General features: G+C 69.4%; 12 protein-coding genes. 6 read left to right on the top strand and 6 right to left on the bottom strand.

Features of this window, described 5'->3' with window-relative positions:
* Nucleotides 1–6: 6 nt before the first annotated feature.
* Both SGFS_RS30230 and SGFS_RS30225 read left to right on the top strand, forming a co-directional pair.
* Nucleotides 7–192, top strand: coding sequence for a hypothetical protein (locus SGFS_RS30230; RefSeq protein ID WP_286254942.1), 186 nt, complete (start codon nt 7–9; stop codon nt 190–192).
* A gap of 24 nt (nt 193–216) precedes the next feature.
* Nucleotides 217–681, top strand: a complete 465-nt coding sequence (locus tag SGFS_RS30225; RefSeq protein WP_286254940.1) for a hypothetical protein — start codon at nt 217–219, stop codon at nt 679–681.
* 9 nt (nt 682–690) lie between these two features.
* Here SGFS_RS30225 and SGFS_RS30220 read toward each other — a convergent pair whose 3' ends face one another.
* From SGFS_RS30220 to SGFS_RS30195, 6 genes are all read right to left on the bottom strand, one after another.
* Nucleotides 691–1,035 carry an ArsR/SmtB family transcription factor gene (locus SGFS_RS30220; protein ID WP_286260141.1) on the bottom strand — a complete coding sequence of 115 codons (345 nt, stop codon included), beginning with the start codon at nt 1,033–1,035 and terminating at the stop codon, nt 691–693.
* Between the two features lie 132 nt (nt 1,036–1,167).
* Nucleotides 1,168–2,904, bottom strand: coding sequence for a SulP family inorganic anion transporter (locus SGFS_RS30215; protein ID WP_286254939.1), 1,737 nt, complete (start codon nt 2,902–2,904; stop codon nt 1,168–1,170).
* Nucleotides 2,905–2,995: 91 nt separating this feature from the next.
* Complete coding sequence (locus SGFS_RS30210) at nt 2,996–4,426, bottom strand: serine hydrolase domain-containing protein (protein ID WP_286254938.1); 1,431 nt, start codon at nt 4,424–4,426, stop codon at nt 2,996–2,998.
* 154 nt (nt 4,427–4,580) lie between these two features.
* Nucleotides 4,581–5,501 (bottom strand): hypothetical protein, encoded by a 921-nt coding sequence (locus SGFS_RS30205; protein ID WP_286254936.1) that lies wholly within the window; start codon nt 5,499–5,501, stop codon nt 4,581–4,583.
* A 193-nt stretch (nt 5,502–5,694) separates the two neighbouring features.
* The gene (locus tag SGFS_RS30200) at nt 5,695–6,648 is read right to left on the bottom strand and encodes a hypothetical protein (protein ID WP_286254935.1); all 954 of its coding nucleotides are present in this window, start codon (nt 6,646–6,648) and stop codon (nt 5,695–5,697) included.
* 83 nt (nt 6,649–6,731) lie between these two features.
* On the bottom strand, nt 6,732–7,349 hold the full coding sequence (locus tag SGFS_RS30195; protein WP_286254934.1) for an RraA family protein: 618 nt from the start codon (nt 7,347–7,349) through the stop codon (nt 6,732–6,734).
* Nucleotides 7,350–7,592: 243 nt separating this feature from the next.
* Here SGFS_RS30195 and SGFS_RS30190 point away from each other — a divergent pair, with 243 nt between their 5' ends.
* From SGFS_RS30190 to SGFS_RS30175, 4 genes are all read left to right on the top strand, one after another.
* Nucleotides 7,593–11,531, top strand: a complete 3,939-nt coding sequence (locus SGFS_RS30190; RefSeq protein ID WP_286254932.1) for a glycoside hydrolase family 2 TIM barrel-domain containing protein — start codon at nt 7,593–7,595, stop codon at nt 11,529–11,531.
* Nucleotides 11,532–11,722: 191 nt separating this feature from the next.
* Complete coding sequence (locus SGFS_RS30185) at nt 11,723–13,339, top strand: subtype B tannase (RefSeq protein ID WP_286254931.1); 1,617 nt, start codon at nt 11,723–11,725, stop codon at nt 13,337–13,339.
* A gap of 215 nt (nt 13,340–13,554) precedes the next feature.
* Nucleotides 13,555–15,534, top strand: a complete 1,980-nt coding sequence (locus SGFS_RS30180) for an RICIN domain-containing protein (protein ID WP_286254930.1) — start codon at nt 13,555–13,557, stop codon at nt 15,532–15,534.
* Between the two features lie 47 nt (nt 15,535–15,581).
* Entirely contained in the window at nt 15,582–16,928 is a 1,347-nt protein-coding gene (locus SGFS_RS30175; RefSeq protein WP_286260140.1) for a glycoside hydrolase family 43 protein, read from the top strand.
* Nucleotides 16,929–16,949: the final 21 nt, after the last annotated feature.

Genomic DNA, 16,949 nt, shown 5'->3' with positions numbered 1-16,949 from the left:
CGAAGCGTGAACCGCCGATGCCTGGAGACCGGGGATCAGGGCGGCGATGCGCACCTGATGACGACCGTGACGACGTTCGCCACGGCGATCGACGTGACCCTCACCGAGCTGAAACTGGAGGCGTTCCTCCCGGTGGACTCGGCAACCGCCGAGGCGCTGCAGGCGGCCGCCGACGGAGGTCACGGCTGGTAGCAGGTCTTGAACAATACTCGGGACGTGGAGACCATCATCGCCAGCGCCATAGCCGTGCTAGGGACTCTGCTCGGCTCGGGAATCACCCTGGCGTTTCAGCAGCGCACCACCGACAGAAGCCACCAGTTGGCCCGCCGCGAGAAGCTTCGGCAGGAACGGCTCGACGCCTACGCCGCCTACGCCGGCGCGCTGCTCAACTACCGGCGCTGTTTGGTCCATCTGTGGTTCTGCGAGCACGAACAACCACCGCCCGAAGACCCCGACGCCGTCCGCATCCGCGGATACGACCTGCGCTCCCACGCGCAAGAGGCACTGTTCCGGGTGCAGATGCTCACCGACGACCAGACCCTGAGCCGGACCGCGGAAGCCGTCCTCTCCGATGTCACGGCGCTGGCCAAGGCGGAAACGCGAACGCGGCTCGACGAGCGCAGAGTACGAACCCGGGACGACATCGGCCGACTCGTCAGGGACGCCAAGCAACATCTCTGAGAACCGGGCCTACGGCCCCTCCTCCCCCTGCGCCGCCTTCAAGTCCGCCAGGAGTTCCGCCTGGCCCGTCAGTACCCCGGAGAGGATCGTGCGGGCCACGCGGAGGAGTTCGGCGATGTGGGGGCTGGTGAGGGAGTAGTGGACCGTGGAGCCTTCCTTGCGGGTGACCACCAGGTTGGCTCGGCGTAGTACCGCCAGTTGTTGCGACAGGTGGGCCGGTTCGATGCCGACCTCGGGGAGCATCTCCGCGACCGCGTGTTCGCGTTCGCTGAGCAGTTCCAGGACGCGGATGCGGGCCGGGTGGCCGAGGGTTTTGAAGAACTCGGCCTTCAGTTGGTACAGCGGGGTGGTCATCGTGCCGTCCCCTCGGCATGGAGCGGGCGACTCCCGCTCCTCGCCTCGCTCGCCCTGCGCGTCCCGCTCATCCCACTCGTCAAGCACATGCCGTCCATCCTCGCGTGCGGTGCCGGTTCCGCCGAACCGGCGTCACGGAATCCGGCCGCCCACGCCCGCCCGTTCGGCGCCGGTCGGCACGGGCAGCACCCCGGCCCCCCGCAGATGGTCCCGCGCCGCGCGGATCGCCTCCGGTGTGCTGCCGTAGCCGTACTCCGGGCCCTCGTGCCGCAGCAGTTCCAGCGCGCCCACGGAGTCCAGGACCTGGCGCTGGCCGGGGCGGATGCCCGAGGCCAGGACGAGGATGCCGCGGCGGCTCAGCTTCTCCACCGCGTCCTTGAGGACCAGGGCGCCCGTGGCGTCCATCGTCGACACCCTCGACATGCGCAGGATGACGACGCTGACGTCGGCCACATCCGTCAGCTCCAGCAGGAAGCGGTGCGCGGCGGCGAAGAACAGCGGGCCGTCGATGCGGTACGCGACGATGTGCTCGGCGAGCAGGGCGTGTTCCTCGGCCGCGTGGTCCCCCCGGTCCAGCGGTACCTGGTCGAAGCGGGCCTGCTTGGCCACCGCGCGCAGCGCCAGGGCGCCCGCCACCGCCAGGCCGATGATCACGGCGTAGACCAGGTCAAGGGCGAGGGTCGCGACGGCGGTCAGTACGAGGATCAGCGCGTCGGAGCGGGTGGCCTTCGCCATCGCCCGCAGCGAGCCGACCTCGACCATGCGGACGGCCGTGGCGAGCAGTACGCCGGCGAGGGCGGCCAGCGGGATCCTGGAGACGAGGGGCGCGGCCGCGAAGACGACGACCGCCAGGATCGCCGCGTGGGTGAGCGCGGCCAGGCGGGAGTTCGCGCCCGTGCGGACGTTGACGGCCGTACGGGCGATGGCACCCGTGGCGGGTACGCCGCCGAAGAGCGGGGCCGCGATGTTGGCGAGGCCCTGGCCGAACAACTCCCGGTCGGGATCGTGCTGTTGACCGACCGTCATGCCGTCGGCCACCGAGGCGGACAGCAAGGACTCCAGGGCGGCCAGGGCCGCGACCGCCACCGCCGGGGCGAGCAGGGAGCCCAGCCCACCCAGATCCAGGAAGGACAGCGACGGCGCGGGCAGCCCGGCCGGCAGGTCGCCGATCGGCTTCGCCTCGTCCAGGCCGGCCGCCTGCGCCACCACCGTCGCCGCGATCACCGCGACGATGGAGAAGGGGATCGTCGGCCTCCACCGCGCCCCCGCCAGCATCACCGCGGCCACCGCGAGCGCGAGGCCGACGGCGGTCCAGTTCGGGTGCCGTACGAACTCCTCGACCGCCCGCCAGGTCACCACCAGTACGCGGTCGCCCTCCGGCTTCGGTACGCCGAGTGCGCCCGGGAGCTGCTGGAGGCCGATCACGCACGCGATGCCGAGCGTGAAGCCCTCGACGACCGGCGCGGGCACGTACTGCATATAGCGCCCGGCGCGCAGTGCGGCCAGGGCGACGAGCATCAGTCCGGCCATGAGCCCGACGGTGAGGACGCCGGTCGGGCCGTACGCGCCCACGATGGGGACGAGGACCACCGTCATCGCACCCGTCGGGCCGGACACCTGGAGGTTCGACCCGCCGAACACTGCGGCGAACGCGCCCGCGACCACCGCGGTCGCCAGCCCGGCCTCGGCGCCCAGCCCGGAGGAGACCCCGAAGCCGAGCGCGAGCGGCAGCGCGACGATCGCCACGGTCAGCCCGGCCAGCAGGTCCCGCCGGGGCGCGCGCCCCATCTCCACGACGTCCGCGCGGGTGGGCAGCAGTGACGAGACCCGTCGGGTCAGGGCGGACATAGCGGTTGATATTGCGGACATGGCGGACAAGGTGGCAGGCACAGCAACCAAGCATCTAACCAATTGCTAAATTACGCAATTGCGCAGACCGCGCCCGGACCACCCATCCGCGTCAGGGCATGACGGCCGGGCTCCCGGTCGTCAGGTCCACGCCCCGCAGCCCGTCCGGCAGGGCCGCCTTCTCCGGCGTACGGGACTGCGCGGTCACCGAAGGCGACTGCGACCGCGGCTGCGACGACGACAGCGACTGCGACTGCGACTGCGACTGCGACTGCGACTGCGACTGCGACTGCGACTGCGACTGCGACTGCGACTGCGACTGCGACTGCGACTGCGACTGCTGCGGCGCATCGCACAGCGCCGCGACGATGTGCGTGTTGATCGCCGCGTCGATCGGGCTCGGTTCGAAGGCCGTGCCGTCCTCGTTCAGGCGCTGGTACTTCATGAGGTTGAGGCCGATGGAGAGCTGGCGGTCGGCGTCGGGGCTGGAGAGGCTGATCGTGCCGGCGCCGAAGACCGCGCCGTCGTGGCCCCAGAAGCGGCCGCAGCCGGGAAGGTCGACGGCGTAGAGGCCGAGGCCGTACTCCATGCCGGGCGCGGAGACCGTCTTCTGCATCTCGGCCAGCGACGTACGGCTCATCAGCCTGCCGGTGAGCAGCTTGCGGTAGAAGCGGTTCAGGTCGTCCGTCGTCGAGACGATCGCGCCCGCCGTGCCGCCCCAGGACATGTCGTAGACGCTGTAGTCGCGGGGCGGGTCGATCACGCCGTACCACGACTCGTACATCTTCGAGTGCGGGCCCTTGATGTACGGGGTCCGGGGGTACGTGGTGTGGCGCAGGCCCGCTCTGTCGATCACGTGCCGTGTGATGTACCGGCCGGCCTCCTGGCCCGTCACCTTCTCGAGGAGCAGGCCCGCGACGATGTAGTTCGTGTTCGAGTACGACCAGCGGGCGCCCGGCTCGCCGGTGGAGGGGGCCGTGAGGCCCAGGCGTACCAGTTCCTCCGGCGCTATCCGGCGGAAGCGTTCCTCGTCGAGGCTCGCCGTGGAGCCCTGGGCGAGGGACGGGAAGGCGCCGAGGACGTAGTCGCCGATGCCGCTGGTGTGGTTGAGGAGCATGCGTACGGTGATGGTCTCGCCGCGCTGACGGTCGGCGCCCTGGAAGAGCTCCGGGAGGTACGTGGCGATGGGCGCGTCCAGGTCGACGCGGCCCCGGTCCACCTGCTGGAGGATCGCCACCGCCGTGAACGTCTTGCTGATGCTGCCCACGCGGTGCCGCATGTTCGGGGTGACCTCGCGGCCCGTGTCCACGTCGGCGACACCGGAGGCGCCGGTCCAGCGTTCGCCGCCCTCGCGGACGGAGGAGTACGTGCCGTACATGCCCGCGTCATGGACGGCGTCGAGGGTGCCGTCCAGGACCTGGCGGTCTAACGGCGCGGGGGGCGAGGCGGTCTTGGCGGATGTGGATGCGGACGCCGCGGGGGCAGCGGTGATGAGGAGGAGCGTGGTGCCGAGGGCCGTCCCGACGAGGCGCTTGACGCGCATGGTGTGTTCCCTTCCCGGTGGCGGTTGTCGATCTTGTCGGGTGATTCTCACCGGGTGCGGGGAGCGCTTGCATCGTTCCACCGGACGATCATGTTCACGACGGTGCCATGACAGATGTCATCCGTCATGGCACCGCCCGCGTGCTACGACGTGCTCAGAGGCCCCACCGGTACTTCAGATGCCGCCAGAAGTCCCGGAACATCCACTTGTCGAACTCCGTGATCTGGGCGGCGCTGCCCGCGTTCATGAGGAAGCAGCACTGGCCGGTCGGCGTCCAGTCGTAGAAGTCGTCGAGGCCGAAGGTGTGGCCGACCTCGTGCAGATAGATGTGGATGTTCTCCTGGTTGAGGGCGCCGGTGAAGTACGAACGGCCCACGCGCTGGCCCCAGTCGCCGCCCGCGCCGCCCTGGAAGCCCTCGGTCAGCCACAGCGACTGGTCGTAGTGGCGGGCCGCGCCGCCGGGGCAGCGGGAGTAGTTGCCGTCCTGGTGGAAGAAACGGCCGCAGTCAGGGGCGCACTGCGGGGCGCCCGCGCCGTCGAGGTTGTTGGTGTAGATGTCGACGGAGTTGTCGGTCCACTGGAGGGTGGAGCGGTTCTTCACCGCCCAGCCGACGATGTTGACGGGGACGGAGGTGTACGGCCAGGCGTTGTGGCCCCTGCCGTTCTCGACCATGGCCGCCATCCACTTGCCGAACTGCTTCTTCAGCGCGGCGTGGATCTGGTCGCGCAGCGACGCCGAGACCGGGGCGTCGGACTCCCAGCGGACGCAGTAGTTGACGCTGCCCCGGTTGGCCATGATCTGGTCCCAGCCGTAGTTCCGGAAGCCGTAGAGGTCGGGGTAGGTGGACGAGACGTGGTTCCAGACCTGGTTGAGGGGCTGGACGAGGTTGGAGGGCGGGTTCCAGTCCTCCGCCGCGGCCGACACCGCGGCCCGGAGCTGGGCCTGTTCCGTCGCCTCGGCCCGGGCGGAGTCGATGGCCGACTGGGCTACGGAGGGGGTCGTCATACCGGGTGCGAGAAGCAGGGCGGCGATGGCGACGAGGAGGGTGAGTAGTCGTGCCGTACGCGTGCGCATGGTGAACTCCCTTGGTGGGGGCGGGATTTCACGTGCTCGGTTGCCACGTTGTGGCTACTTGCGTGGTGTGGTCGCCGCAGGGGCGGGAGGGGGTTGCCGCGCGGAAGGTAAAATCTGACGGAGCGTCATATGCCACCGCCGTCGAACCCGCGCATCCCCGCTCACACCCCCTGTTCCTGGCGCTCACCCCCGATCACACCCCCTGCCCCTGCCCCTCGCCCTCCGCCTCCGCCTCCCCGAACCGCGCCAACGCCACCGCCCCCGCCACACAGCCCACGAACCCCGCCACCGCCAGGCCCCCGTACCCGTGCCGGGTCGTGTCGCCGAGCCAGAGCACCCCGAACGCCCCCGGCCAGACCGTCTCGCAGATCACCATCGCCGCCGTCGCGGCCGTGACCGAGCCGGACTGGAGTGCCTGGACGAGGAGGAGGTAGCCGCCGAGGCCGGAGACGACCACGGCGTACGCGGTCGGCTCGGCAGCGACGCCGGGGAACGTCACCTCCGGCAGCAGCCGGACCCCGATCGCGGTCACGCCGAAGCTGAGGCCCGAGGCGGCGCCCAGGACGACGGCCCGGCCGCGCCGCAGCCGGCCTCCGGCCACCCACCCGATCACCACGACCGCCAGCGCCACGCCCAGCACGGTCCACCGCATCCGGGCGTCCCCGTCCCCCTCCCCCTCACGCCCGGCGGCGACGGCCAGCGTCGCGAGGCCCAGGCATACGACGGCCACCGCGCCCCACTCCGCGCGCCGCAACCGCAGGCCGAGCACAGCCGTACCCACCACCGCCGTCACCGCCAACGACGCGGCGACCGCCGCCTCCACCAGAAACAGGGGGACGAGCCGCAACGCGACGACCTCCGCCGCGAAACCGAGCGTGTCGAGCCCGGCCCCGGCCAGGAAGGGCCAGCCGCGCAGGGCCGCGACGACGGCCCTCGCACGGGCACGTTCCGGGCCGGCCGGCGCACGTACCTGGCCCACCGGCGTAACCGGTTTAACCGGTTTCCGTTCCTGGGCAGCTCCGACGGGTTCCCGGCCTCCCCGCCCGGGCTCGACCACCATCGCCCGCCGCGCGCCCAGCGCCTGAAGCACCGTCGCCGACCCCATGCACACCGCCGCGCACAGCGCCAGCGCCAGACCCGCCACCATGCGGGCACGGTAACGGCAGGACCCAAGCCGACCCGGGCGACACCACGCGCCGCCCCGCACCGAAACGGGTCAACCACCCCTTCTCAAGAGAGGGCCTCCCCCAACGCCTTCTCGATCCGCGCCCGATGCGCGGCCTCCCAGGCGTCGAGGGACTCGGCGGCCTCCTTCGCCAGCTTCGCCCGCGCCACGCCGAGCACCTCCTCCCGGCGGCCACCGGGCACGACCACGACACCCTCCTCGTCGGCGACCACCATGTCCCCGGGGGCCACCCGCACCCCGCCGCACCACACCGGAACATCGACCGGCTCCACGGCCGCCTTGGTCCCGGGGATCGGGATCACCCCCCGCGCGAACACCGGGAACCCCGCCTCCCGCACCTCCGCCGCATCACGGATCAGCCCGTCCAGCACGAACCCGGCGACACCGCGCCGCTGGGCGACCGCGCAGACATTGCCCCCGGCGAGCGCGTAGTCCAGGTCGCCCGACTCGACCACGATCACCGAGCCCGGCGCCGCGCGGTAGATCGCCGCGTGCAGCATCAGGTTGTCCCCGGGAGGGCACCGCACGGTGAACGCCGGCCCGGCCAGACGGGGCATCGAGGGCCACAGCGGACGGATCCCGATGTCCATGACCTGTTCCCGTCCGAGGACGTCGGCGACGGTGGTCGTAGGGATGCTGTCGAACCCGCGAGCGTCACTCATGATGCCCCTCCAGACATCTCGGCACGTTCCCCATATGTCTCGACGTCAAGATACATGACATCAAGACACCCTCACCCGCCGCGAGCCACAAAACCTCACGACCACACAAAGTCCGACAGAATCATTGCTCCGCTTCTGTTCGAGTCCTTAGGGTGACCCTGGCTCAACGACCCCTCTCACCACAGGAGTTGTCCGGTTTCCCAACAACATCGGACAACGTCCGACCCGAGGAAGGCCACGGTCATGCCCCACCCGCACCCGCATCCCCACCCCCACCCCGAACCCCGGTCCCGCCCCGTCGTCAGCCGCCGTCGGCTGCTGGAGGGCGGGGCCGCCGTACTCGGTGCCCTCGCCCTCTCCGGAAGCGGCGCCGGCATCGGCCCCGGCACCGCGTTCGCCGCCGCACCGGACGCCGACACCGCCGGAAACCCCGAGTGGAACGGCAACATGGCCCTCTTCCGGGTCGGCACCGAACCGGCCCACACCACTCTCATGCCGTACGCGGACGTCAGACAGGCGCTCAAGGCCGACCGCACCGACTCCCCGTACCGGCTGAGCCTCGACGGCAAGTGGAAGTTCGCGTACGCGGACCGGCCCGACGACCGGGACCCCGACTTCTACGGCACCGACGTCGACGACAGCGACTGGGACACCATCCCCGTGCCGGCCGTCTGGCAGCTGCACGGCTACGACTTCCCGATCTACATCAACATCACGTACCCGTGGTGGGGGCCCAACGGGAAGGGCCAGGACGCCCAGCCGCCCGCCGCGCCGACCACGTACAACCCCGTCGGGCAGTACCGGCGTACCTTCACCGTCCCGAAGGACTGGGACGGGCGTCGTACGTTCCTGCACTTCGAGGGCGTGAAGTCCGCGCACTACGTCTGGGTCAACGGCGAACTCGTCGGCTATCACGAGGACTCGTACACGCCCGCCGAGTACGACATCACCCCGCATCTCAAGCCGGGCCGGAAGAACCACCTCGCCGTCGAGGTGTACCGCTACTCGGACGGGGACTGGCTGGAGGACCAGGACATGATCCGGCTGAGCGGGATCTTCCGCTCGGTCTACCTCTACTCCACGCCCGCCGTCCACCTACGCGACTTCAAGCTCGACACCCCGCTCAGCGACGACTACAAGGCCGCCGAGCTGTCCGTCACCGCGAGCGTGCGCAGCTACAAGGACGGTCAGGACGGCTCGTCGTACTCCGTCGAGACGCAGCTCTACGACGACCGCGGGCACCCCGTCTGGTCCCGGCCGCTCCAGCAGAGCGTCTCCGTCGGAGCGGTCGGCAAGGACGTGACCGTACAGAAAAGCAAATCCGTACCCTCCCCCTCCCTCTGGTCCGCCGAGCATCCGAACCTCTACACGGCCGTGCTGCGGCTGCGCGATCCACGCGGGAAGGTCGTCGAGACGCTCTCGCACCGCGTCGGGTTCCGGGAGTTCGCGCTCAAGGACGGGCGGATGCGGATCAACGGGCGGCCGGTCTCCTTCCGGGGCACCAACCGGCACGAGATGCACCCTGACCGTGGCACCGCCCTCACCCGCGCGGACATGGTGAAGGACATCGGGATCATCAAGCGGATGAACATCAACTCCGTCCGCACCTCCCACTACCCGAACAACCCGATCTGGTACGAACTCGCGGACGAGTACGGCATCTACCTCGTCGACGAGACGAACCTCGAAACACACGGCATTCGCGATCGCTACCCCGGAAACGACCCCGACTGGTCCGCCGCCTGTGTCGCCCGCGCGCAGAACATGGTCCACCGCGACAAGAACCACGCCTCGGTCGTCATCTGGTCGCTCGGCAACGAGGCGGGCGGCGGCAGCACGTTCGTCAACATGCGGGACTGGATCAAGTCGTACGACACGACGCGCGTCGTCCAGTACGAGGGCGACGACCGGCCGACGATCAGCGACATCCGCTCGGAGATGTACGACAGCCCGGGGCGGGTCGAGCAGCGGGCGAAGGACACCGCCGACACCCGGCCTTACGTGATGATCGAGTACTCGCACTCGATGGGTAACTCGACCGGCAACTTCAAGAAGTACTGGGACCTGATACGCCGCCACGACGTCCTCCAGGGCGGCTGGATCTGGGACTTCGTCGACCAGTCGCTGACCACCCCGACCCCGACGCGGAAGCTGTTCACCGAGTCCGGGCCGAAGGGGCTGCGCGGCGAGATCGTCAACGGCTCGGGCACGTTCGACCGGGACAAGGGCGTCACGTACGCGACCGTCTTCGCCCGCGACACCTCCCTCGACCTCACCGGCTCACTCACCCTCGAAGCCTGGGTCACCCCGCACTTCACCGGCTACCACCAGCCGATCCTCGCCAAGGGCGACACCCAGTACGCGCTGAAGCAGACCAACAACAGCGTCGAGTTCTTCATCTACGGCGGCGGGCAGTGGGTGAGCGCCACCTGGGCCCTCCCGGCCGACGGCTGGACCGGCGCCGAGCACCACATCGCCGGTGTCTTCGACGCCGACTCCGGCACGCTCACCCTCTACGTCGACGGCGAGGCGAAGGCCACCCGGACGACCACCCGCAAGCCCGCGAACAACACCGCCCCGCTCGCCCTCGGCACCGACACCGACAACCCGACCCGCGAGTTCAGCGGCACGATCCGCCGGGCCCGGGTGTACGCCCGCGCCCTCGGCGCCACCGAGCTGGCGTCCAGCAGCCGGGGCCCGAAGGACGAGGGGGTCCGCTTCTGGTTCGACGCGGCCACGGTCGGCGTCGAGGAGAAGAAGCCCAAGGACCGCACCTTCTTCGCGTACGGCGGCGACTGGGGCGACCACCCCAACGACGGGGCCTTCGTCGCCGACGGCATCGTCACCGCCGACCGCGCCCACACGGGCAAGGCCGCCGAGGTCAAGCAGATCTACCAGGCGATCAATGTCGCGCGGAGGTCAGGGGGCCTCGGCGCGATCACCCTCACGAACGAGTACCTCTTCACCAACATCCGTGAGTTCAACGGCAGTTGGGAGCTGGTCGCCGACGGCAAGGTCGTCCGACGCGGCAAGCTCACTCGCGCCCAGCTCGACGTCCCCCCGCTCTCCAGCAAGGACATCACGGTCCCGGTGAAGCCGCCGGCTGCCCCCGCCCCCGGCACCGAGTACTTCCTCCAGCTCTCCTTCACCACCAAGGAGCGCACCCCATGGGCGAAGGCCGGCTTCGAGGTCGCCAAGCAGCAGCTCGCCCTCGACGCGGGCGGCCCGGCGGTGAAGCCGGTACCGCTGGCGAAGGTGCCGACCCTGTCGTACGAGGACACGACGGCGTCGGTCAAGGTCACCGGTAAGCACTTCTCCGTCGCGGTCGACAAGAAGACCGGGACGATCACCTCGTACAAGGCCGGCGGGACCCGGCTCATCGACTCCGGGCCCGTGCCCAACTACTGGCGGGCGCCCACCGACAACGACAACGGCAACGGGCAGCACACCCGCAACCAGACCTGGCGGGACGCGGGCGCACGGCGCGAGGTGAAGGGCGTCGAGGTGCGCGCGCTGGCCGGCCGGGCCGTGATCGTCGAGGTCAAGGGCACACTGCCGACGACCACCGAGTCCACGTACACGACGACGTACACCGTGTTCGGCAACGGTGAGATCAAGGTGGACCACACCCTCCACCCGGGCGCGTCCTCGCTGCCGTACATCCCCGAGGTCGGCGGCATGCTCTTCCTCCCCCGCCGCCTGGACCGGCTGCACTACTACGGCCGGGGCCCGGAGGAGAACCACTGGGACCGCAACGACGGCACCGACGTGGGCCTGTACTCCGGGACCGTCGCCGAGCAGTGGTCCTCGTACATCCGCCCCCAGGAGAACGGCAACAAGACGGACGTCCGCTGGGTCGCCCTCACGGGCCGCACCGGCTCCGGGCTGCTGGTCTCCGCCGAGCCCGGGACGCTGCTGGAGTTCAACGCCTCGCACTTCACCCCCGAGGACCTGTCGGCCGGTGTCCGCCACGACTTCCAGCTCACCCCGCGCGACGCGGTGGTGCTCCGCGTCAACCACCGCCAGATGGGCATCGGCGGCGACAACAGCTGGGGCGCCCACACCCACGACGAGTACAAGCTCTTCGCCAACCGCGACTACACGTACACGTATCGGATCTGCCCCCTGGACGACGTCGAGGAGGCGATGAAGGCCTCGCGGCGGCCCACGGCCACGGAGTAGCCGGGTAGGCGACAGAAGGTGGTGAGAAGCGGCCCCGGAGCAGCACTCCGGGGCCGCTTCTTGTGCGCCCACTGTGAGTCGCTGTGTGTCGACGATGAATGACACAAGATTGTTGACGATTTTGCCGCCACCGCTGTTACGTTCGCCGCATCGCAGCAGAGAACAGTCGAGTGAGTGGCGAGGAGAGAGCCGTGAAGCACCGGGCAGTCAAGCGCAGGAACGTGATCGTGGGACTCGGCGCGACCGCGGGGGTCGCGGCGATCGGCGGCTTCGCCCTCGACGCGCAGGCGTCGGGCGGCAGCGGCACGAAGGCCTCGGGGTCGACGGGTTCCGCCGTCGCCCTCACCTTCGACAAGGACGACTACACCGAGGTGACGACGACGATCACCACGGACGACGGCGACAAGACGGTCAAGTACCACTTCTACAAGGCGATCACGTACGTCACGAAGCCGGTCGACGAGAAGTACCAGTCGCTGAACGTCAGCGTCCCGGTCGAGATCGACGGCAAGACCGTCGACGCCACGGACGCGCCGATCCTCTTCGCCAACTCGGTCGGCGGTTACATGCCGTCGTCCGTGGCCGACGCGACGGGCGTGGGCGGCGCCGCGATGACGGGCATGCCGGGCAGCGCGGCCCCCAGCGCATCCGCCTCCACGGGAACCGGCTCCGGCGAGGTCGACTCCGGCGGGAACGGCCAGGTCGACGGCCAGGGCGAGACGGTCAGCAACGCCAAGCTCGCGCTCGCGGCCGGGTACGTCGTCGTGGAGCCGGGCGCCCGCGGCCGTACCCTCGTCGACTCGGACGGCGTCTACTACGGGGTCGCCCCGGCCGCCATCGTGGACCTCAAGGCGGCCGTGCGGTACGTCCGTGCCAACAAGGGCGTCATCCCCGGCGACACCGACCGCATCGTGTCGTCCGGGACCAGTGCGGGGGGTGCGCTGTCCGCGCTCCTTGGCGCGTCCGGCGACAGCCCGCTGTACGACTCGTACCTGGCGGAGACGGGCGCGGCCGACGCCTCCGACGCGATCTTCGCCAGCGGCGACTGGTGTCCGATCACCGACCTCGAACACGCGGACATGGCGTACGAGTGGAACTGGGGCTCCAACAAGCTCGGTTCGGGTTCGCTCGTCGACCAGACGGTGTCGAAGGAGCTGAGGACGGCGTTCGCCGACTACCAGGCCTCCCTGAAGCTGAAGGCCAAGGGGCTCGGCACACTGACCGTACGGAACCTCGACGAGTACCTGGTCAGGACGTTCCTGGAGCCGTCCGCCACCGCGTATCTGGCCGCGCTCTCCGACACCGACCGTACGACGTATCTGGCGAGCAACACCTTCATCACCTGGAAGAACGGCAAGGCGACCCTCTCCTGGGAGGACTTCCTCACGCATGTGGGGGCGCGGAAGAAGGACACCCCGGCCTTCGACGCCTTCGACCTGTCCGCCGGTGAGAACAACCTCTTCGGGAAGGGCACCACCGAAGCCCGTCACTTCACCCTCTACAGCCTCCGCCACGAGGGCAGTTCCAGCGCCCGGCTCGACAGCGACCTGCCCGCGACCCTGAAGCTGATGAACCCGATGCCCTTCCTCGCCAAGGCCAACCCGGGGCGGGCCAAGCACTGGTGGATCCGCGTCGGCACCAAGGACAGCGACACCTCGCTCACGGTCGTCGGCAACCTCGCCGCGAAGCTGGAGAACCTCGGTGACGACGTCGACGCCGCCATGTACTGGGACGCCGGCCACGGGGCCAACGAGGACGCGGCCGACTTCATCAAGTGGATCGCAAAGGTGACGGGTTACAGGAAGTAACACCACCCTACCGACTCGGCGTGCCCCGGTTCCCGTCATAAATCCGGTCCGTCGAAGCGCGATACCGAGCCCACCCCGGGCTCGGCATCGTCTTGTTCTGTCACATCCGTTGACTTCCACCCCTCACGGCTCTACTTTCAGCCGCGCCGATACGTTCGGCGAGCCGATCCTTGTTCGAGATATCGATCCCCCCGGATATCTGCCGTAGGAGCCGCATGTCCCCCTCTTTCCGCCGCCGTTGCAGATCTGCCGGTATCCGCGCCCTCGCCCTGGCGACCACCGCGACCGCAGCTCTCCTCCTCGCCCAGCCGAGCGGCGCGACCCCCGCGGTCGACACCGAGATCAATGCCGAACCGGTGGCCGTGACAAGCCGTCAAATCCCGGTTCCCGAAGCACCCATGGGCTGGGCCTCCTGGAACGCGTTCGCCGCCAAGGTGGACTACAACGTCATCAAGAAGCAGGTCGACGCGTTCGTGGCCGCCGGGCTGCCGGCCGCCGGGTACGACCACATCAACATCGATGAGGGCTGGTGGCAGGGCACCCGTGACAGCGCGGGCAACATCACCGTCGACGAGGCCGAGTGGCCCGGCGGGATGAAGGCCATCGCCGACTACATCCACAGCAAGGGCCTGAAGGCGGGCATCTACACCGACGCCGGCAAGGACGGCTGCGGGTACTACTTCCCGACGGGCCGCCCCGCCGCGCCCGGCAGTGGCAGCGAGGGCCACTACGAGCAGGACATGACGCAGTTCTCCCAGTGGGGCTTCGACTTCGTGAAGGTCGACTGGTGCGGCGGCGACGCCGAGGGCCTCAACGCGAAGACGACCTACCAGGCGATCAGCGACGCCGTGGCGAAGGCGACCGCCACCACCGGCCGCCCGCTCACCCTGTCCCTGTGCAACTGGGGCTACCAGAACCCCTGGAACTGGGCCCCGGGCATGGGCCCCATGTGGCGGACGAACACGGACATCTTCTACCACGGCCAGACCCTGTCGTACGCCAGCATGCTGACGAACTACGACCGGAACGTGCACCCCACGGCCCAGCACACCGGCTACTACAACGACCCCGACATGCTGATGGCCGGCATGGGTCTCACCGCCGCCCAGGACCGCACCCACATGAACCTGTGGGCGGTCTCCGGCGCCCCGCTGCTGGCCGGCAACGACCTCACCACCATGACCACCGAGACGGCCAACATCCTCAAGAACACCGAGGTCATCGCCGTCGACCAGGACCCGCGCGGCCTCCAGGGCGTCAAGGTCGCCGAGGACACCACCGGCCTCCAGGTCTACGGCAAGGTCCTGTCCGGCAGCGGCAACCGCGCGGTCGTCCTCCTCAACCGCACCAACACCACGCAGAACATGACCGTCCGCTGGTCCGACCTGGGGCTCACCAACGCGGCCGCGACGGTCCGGGACCTCTGGTCGCACAGCAACGTCGGTACGCCCGGCACCAGTCACACCACCAGCGTCCCGGCGAACGGCTCGGTGATGCTCACGATCACCGGCGGCACCGAGCAGTCGGCGAGCACGTACAACGGCACGGCGAGCTTCTCCGGGGTCGTCGCCGGTAACACCGGGCTGAAGACGGTCGACGTCTCCTACACGAACAACACCTCCGCCGCCCGCGTCGGCACCCTCACGGTCAACGGCCAGACCTCCACCAAGGTCTCCTTCCCGCCGACCGGCTCGAGCCCCGGCAACATCTCGGTCCAGGTGAGCCTCACCAAGGGCAGCGCCAACACGATCGCCTTCTCCGGCGCCCCGACCCTCGAAGGCATCGTCGTACGACCGCTGCCCGGCACGAACGGCACGCTGATCACCGGCACCGGCTCCGGCCGCTGCGCGGACCTCAACGACAACACCATCACCAACGGCACCGACGCCCAGCTGTGGGACTGCTCCGGCGGCCAGAACCAGGTCTTCACCCACACCTCCCGCAAGGAACTCGTGGTGTACGGCAACAAGTGCCTGGACGCCTGGGACCGCGGCACCTCAAACGGCACCCGCGTCGTCATCTGGGACTGCCACGGCGGCACCAACCAGCAGTGGAACGTGAACAGCGACGGCACGATCGTCAACGTCAACTCCGGTCTCTGCCTGGACGCCTACAACGCGGCCACCACCAACGGCACGAAGCTCGTCCTGTGGACCTGCAACGGCCAGAACAACCAGAAGTGGAGCCTGACGTGAACGACGTGACCCCTGGGGCCGGCCCCTCCCGCCGCACGTTCCTCGGCATGGCCGCGACCGTCCCGCTGGCCGCCACCGGCGCGCTGACCCTCGGCGCCGGCACCGCCCACGCCGCCGACTCGGCGTACGCGATGGTCTACTTCACCGAGTCCAACACCATGCTCGAGGCCAACTACGGCCTGCACCTGGCCGTCAGCCAGGACGGGCTGAACTGGATGCCGCTGAACCAGAACGCCCCCGTGGTCACCCCGACCCTGGGCGCCGGCGGACTGCGCGACCCCTTCGTCATGCGCAAGCAGGACGGCACCTTCGTCGTACTGGCGACGGACCTGTCGGGCACCGACTGGACCCGCACCAGCGTGAACATCCACGTCTGGGACTCGACCGACCTGCGCACCTTCACCGGCTACCGGCTGCTGAAGCTGCACGACATGAGCAACACCCACAGCTGGGCGCCGGAGGCCTACTGGGACGCCTCGCGCGGCCTGTACGGCATCCTCTACTCGTCGGTGAACAGCAGCGGCCACAACGTGATCATGGTCAGCTACACGACCGACTTCAAAACGACCGCGAACCCCCAGGTCTTCTTCGACCCCGGCTACGACGTCATCGACGGCAACCTCACGGTCGGCGTGAACGGCGTCAACTACCTCTACTTCAAGAAGGACCAGACCCTCGTGGGGGCCCGGTCTACGTCCCTCACCCCCGGCAGCTTCACCCCGTTCAGCACGGCGGTCGCGCACGGTGGCACGGAGGCGCCGACGGTGGTGAAGTCCCTGACGTCGAACTCGTGGTACCTCTGGGGCGACACCTACACCCCGAACGGCGTCTTCTACGTCTGGCAGTCCGGCGACCTGGCCTCCGGCACCTGGACGGCACTCGACCAGAAGCTCTACACCCAGCCGCTCAACTCCAAGCACTGCGGCATCCACCCGATCACCTCGACCGAGTACACCAACCTGCTCGCGAAGTGGGGCGCGCCCGCCTGGAACCGCCTCAAGTCGTACAACTACCCGTCCCGCTACGTCCGCCACGCCGGCTTCGTGGGCCGGATCGACGAGTACCCCTTCGACCCGTTCCCCGACTCCCAGTGGAAGCTGGTCCCGGGCCTCGCCGACTCCTCGGCGATCTCCTTCCAGTCGGTGAACTACCCCACCCGCTATCTGCGCCACTACAGCTACAACCTGCGGGTGGACGAGAACGACGGCACGTCGTCGTTCGCCGGGGACGCCACGTTCTACCGCACGGCGGGCCTCGCGGACTCCTCCTGGGCGTCCTTCCGCTCGTACAACTTCCCGACCCGCTACATCAGACACTCCAACTACGCGCTGCGGATCGACCCCATCTCCACGACGACGGAGAAGGCGGACGCGACGTTCCGCGTCGGCTACTAGACCCTGGGGGCGGCGGGGGGG

This window comes from Streptomyces graminofaciens (assembly GCF_030294945.1).
Taxonomy (GTDB): domain Bacteria; phylum Actinomycetota; class Actinomycetes; order Streptomycetales; family Streptomycetaceae; genus Streptomyces; species Streptomyces graminofaciens.
The sequence above is the reverse complement of the archived record's forward strand: the minus strand, read 5'-3'. Positions and strand labels throughout refer to the sequence as shown.

Excerpts from the sequence above, each read along its gene's own strand:
- SGFS_RS30195 (WP_286254934.1), bottom strand. The coding sequence starts at position 7,349 with ATGAGTGACGCTCGCGGGTTCGACAGCATCCCTACGACCACCGTCGCC.
- SGFS_RS30220 (WP_286260141.1), bottom strand. The coding sequence starts at position 1,035 with ATGACCACCCCGCTGTACCAACTGAAGGCCGAGTTCTTCAAAACCCTC.
- SGFS_RS30180 (WP_286254930.1), top strand. The coding sequence starts at position 13,555 with ATGTCCCCCTCTTTCCGCCGCCGTTGCAGATCTGCCGGTATCCGCGCC.
- SGFS_RS30200 (WP_286254935.1), bottom strand. The coding sequence starts at position 6,648 with ATGGTGGCGGGTCTGGCGCTGGCGCTGTGCGCGGCGGTGTGCATGGGG.
- SGFS_RS30190 (WP_286254932.1), top strand. The coding sequence starts at position 7,593 with ATGCCCCACCCGCACCCGCATCCCCACCCCCACCCCGAACCCCGGTCC.
- SGFS_RS30175 (WP_286260140.1), top strand. The coding sequence starts at position 15,582 with ATGGCCGCGACCGTCCCGCTGGCCGCCACCGGCGCGCTGACCCTCGGC.
- SGFS_RS30210 (WP_286254938.1), bottom strand. The coding sequence starts at position 4,426 with ATGCGCGTCAAGCGCCTCGTCGGGACGGCCCTCGGCACCACGCTCCTC.
- SGFS_RS30215 (WP_286254939.1), bottom strand. The coding sequence starts at position 2,904 with ATGTCCGCAATATCAACCGCTATGTCCGCCCTGACCCGACGGGTCTCG.
- SGFS_RS30205 (WP_286254936.1), bottom strand. The coding sequence starts at position 5,501 with ATGCGCACGCGTACGGCACGACTACTCACCCTCCTCGTCGCCATCGCC.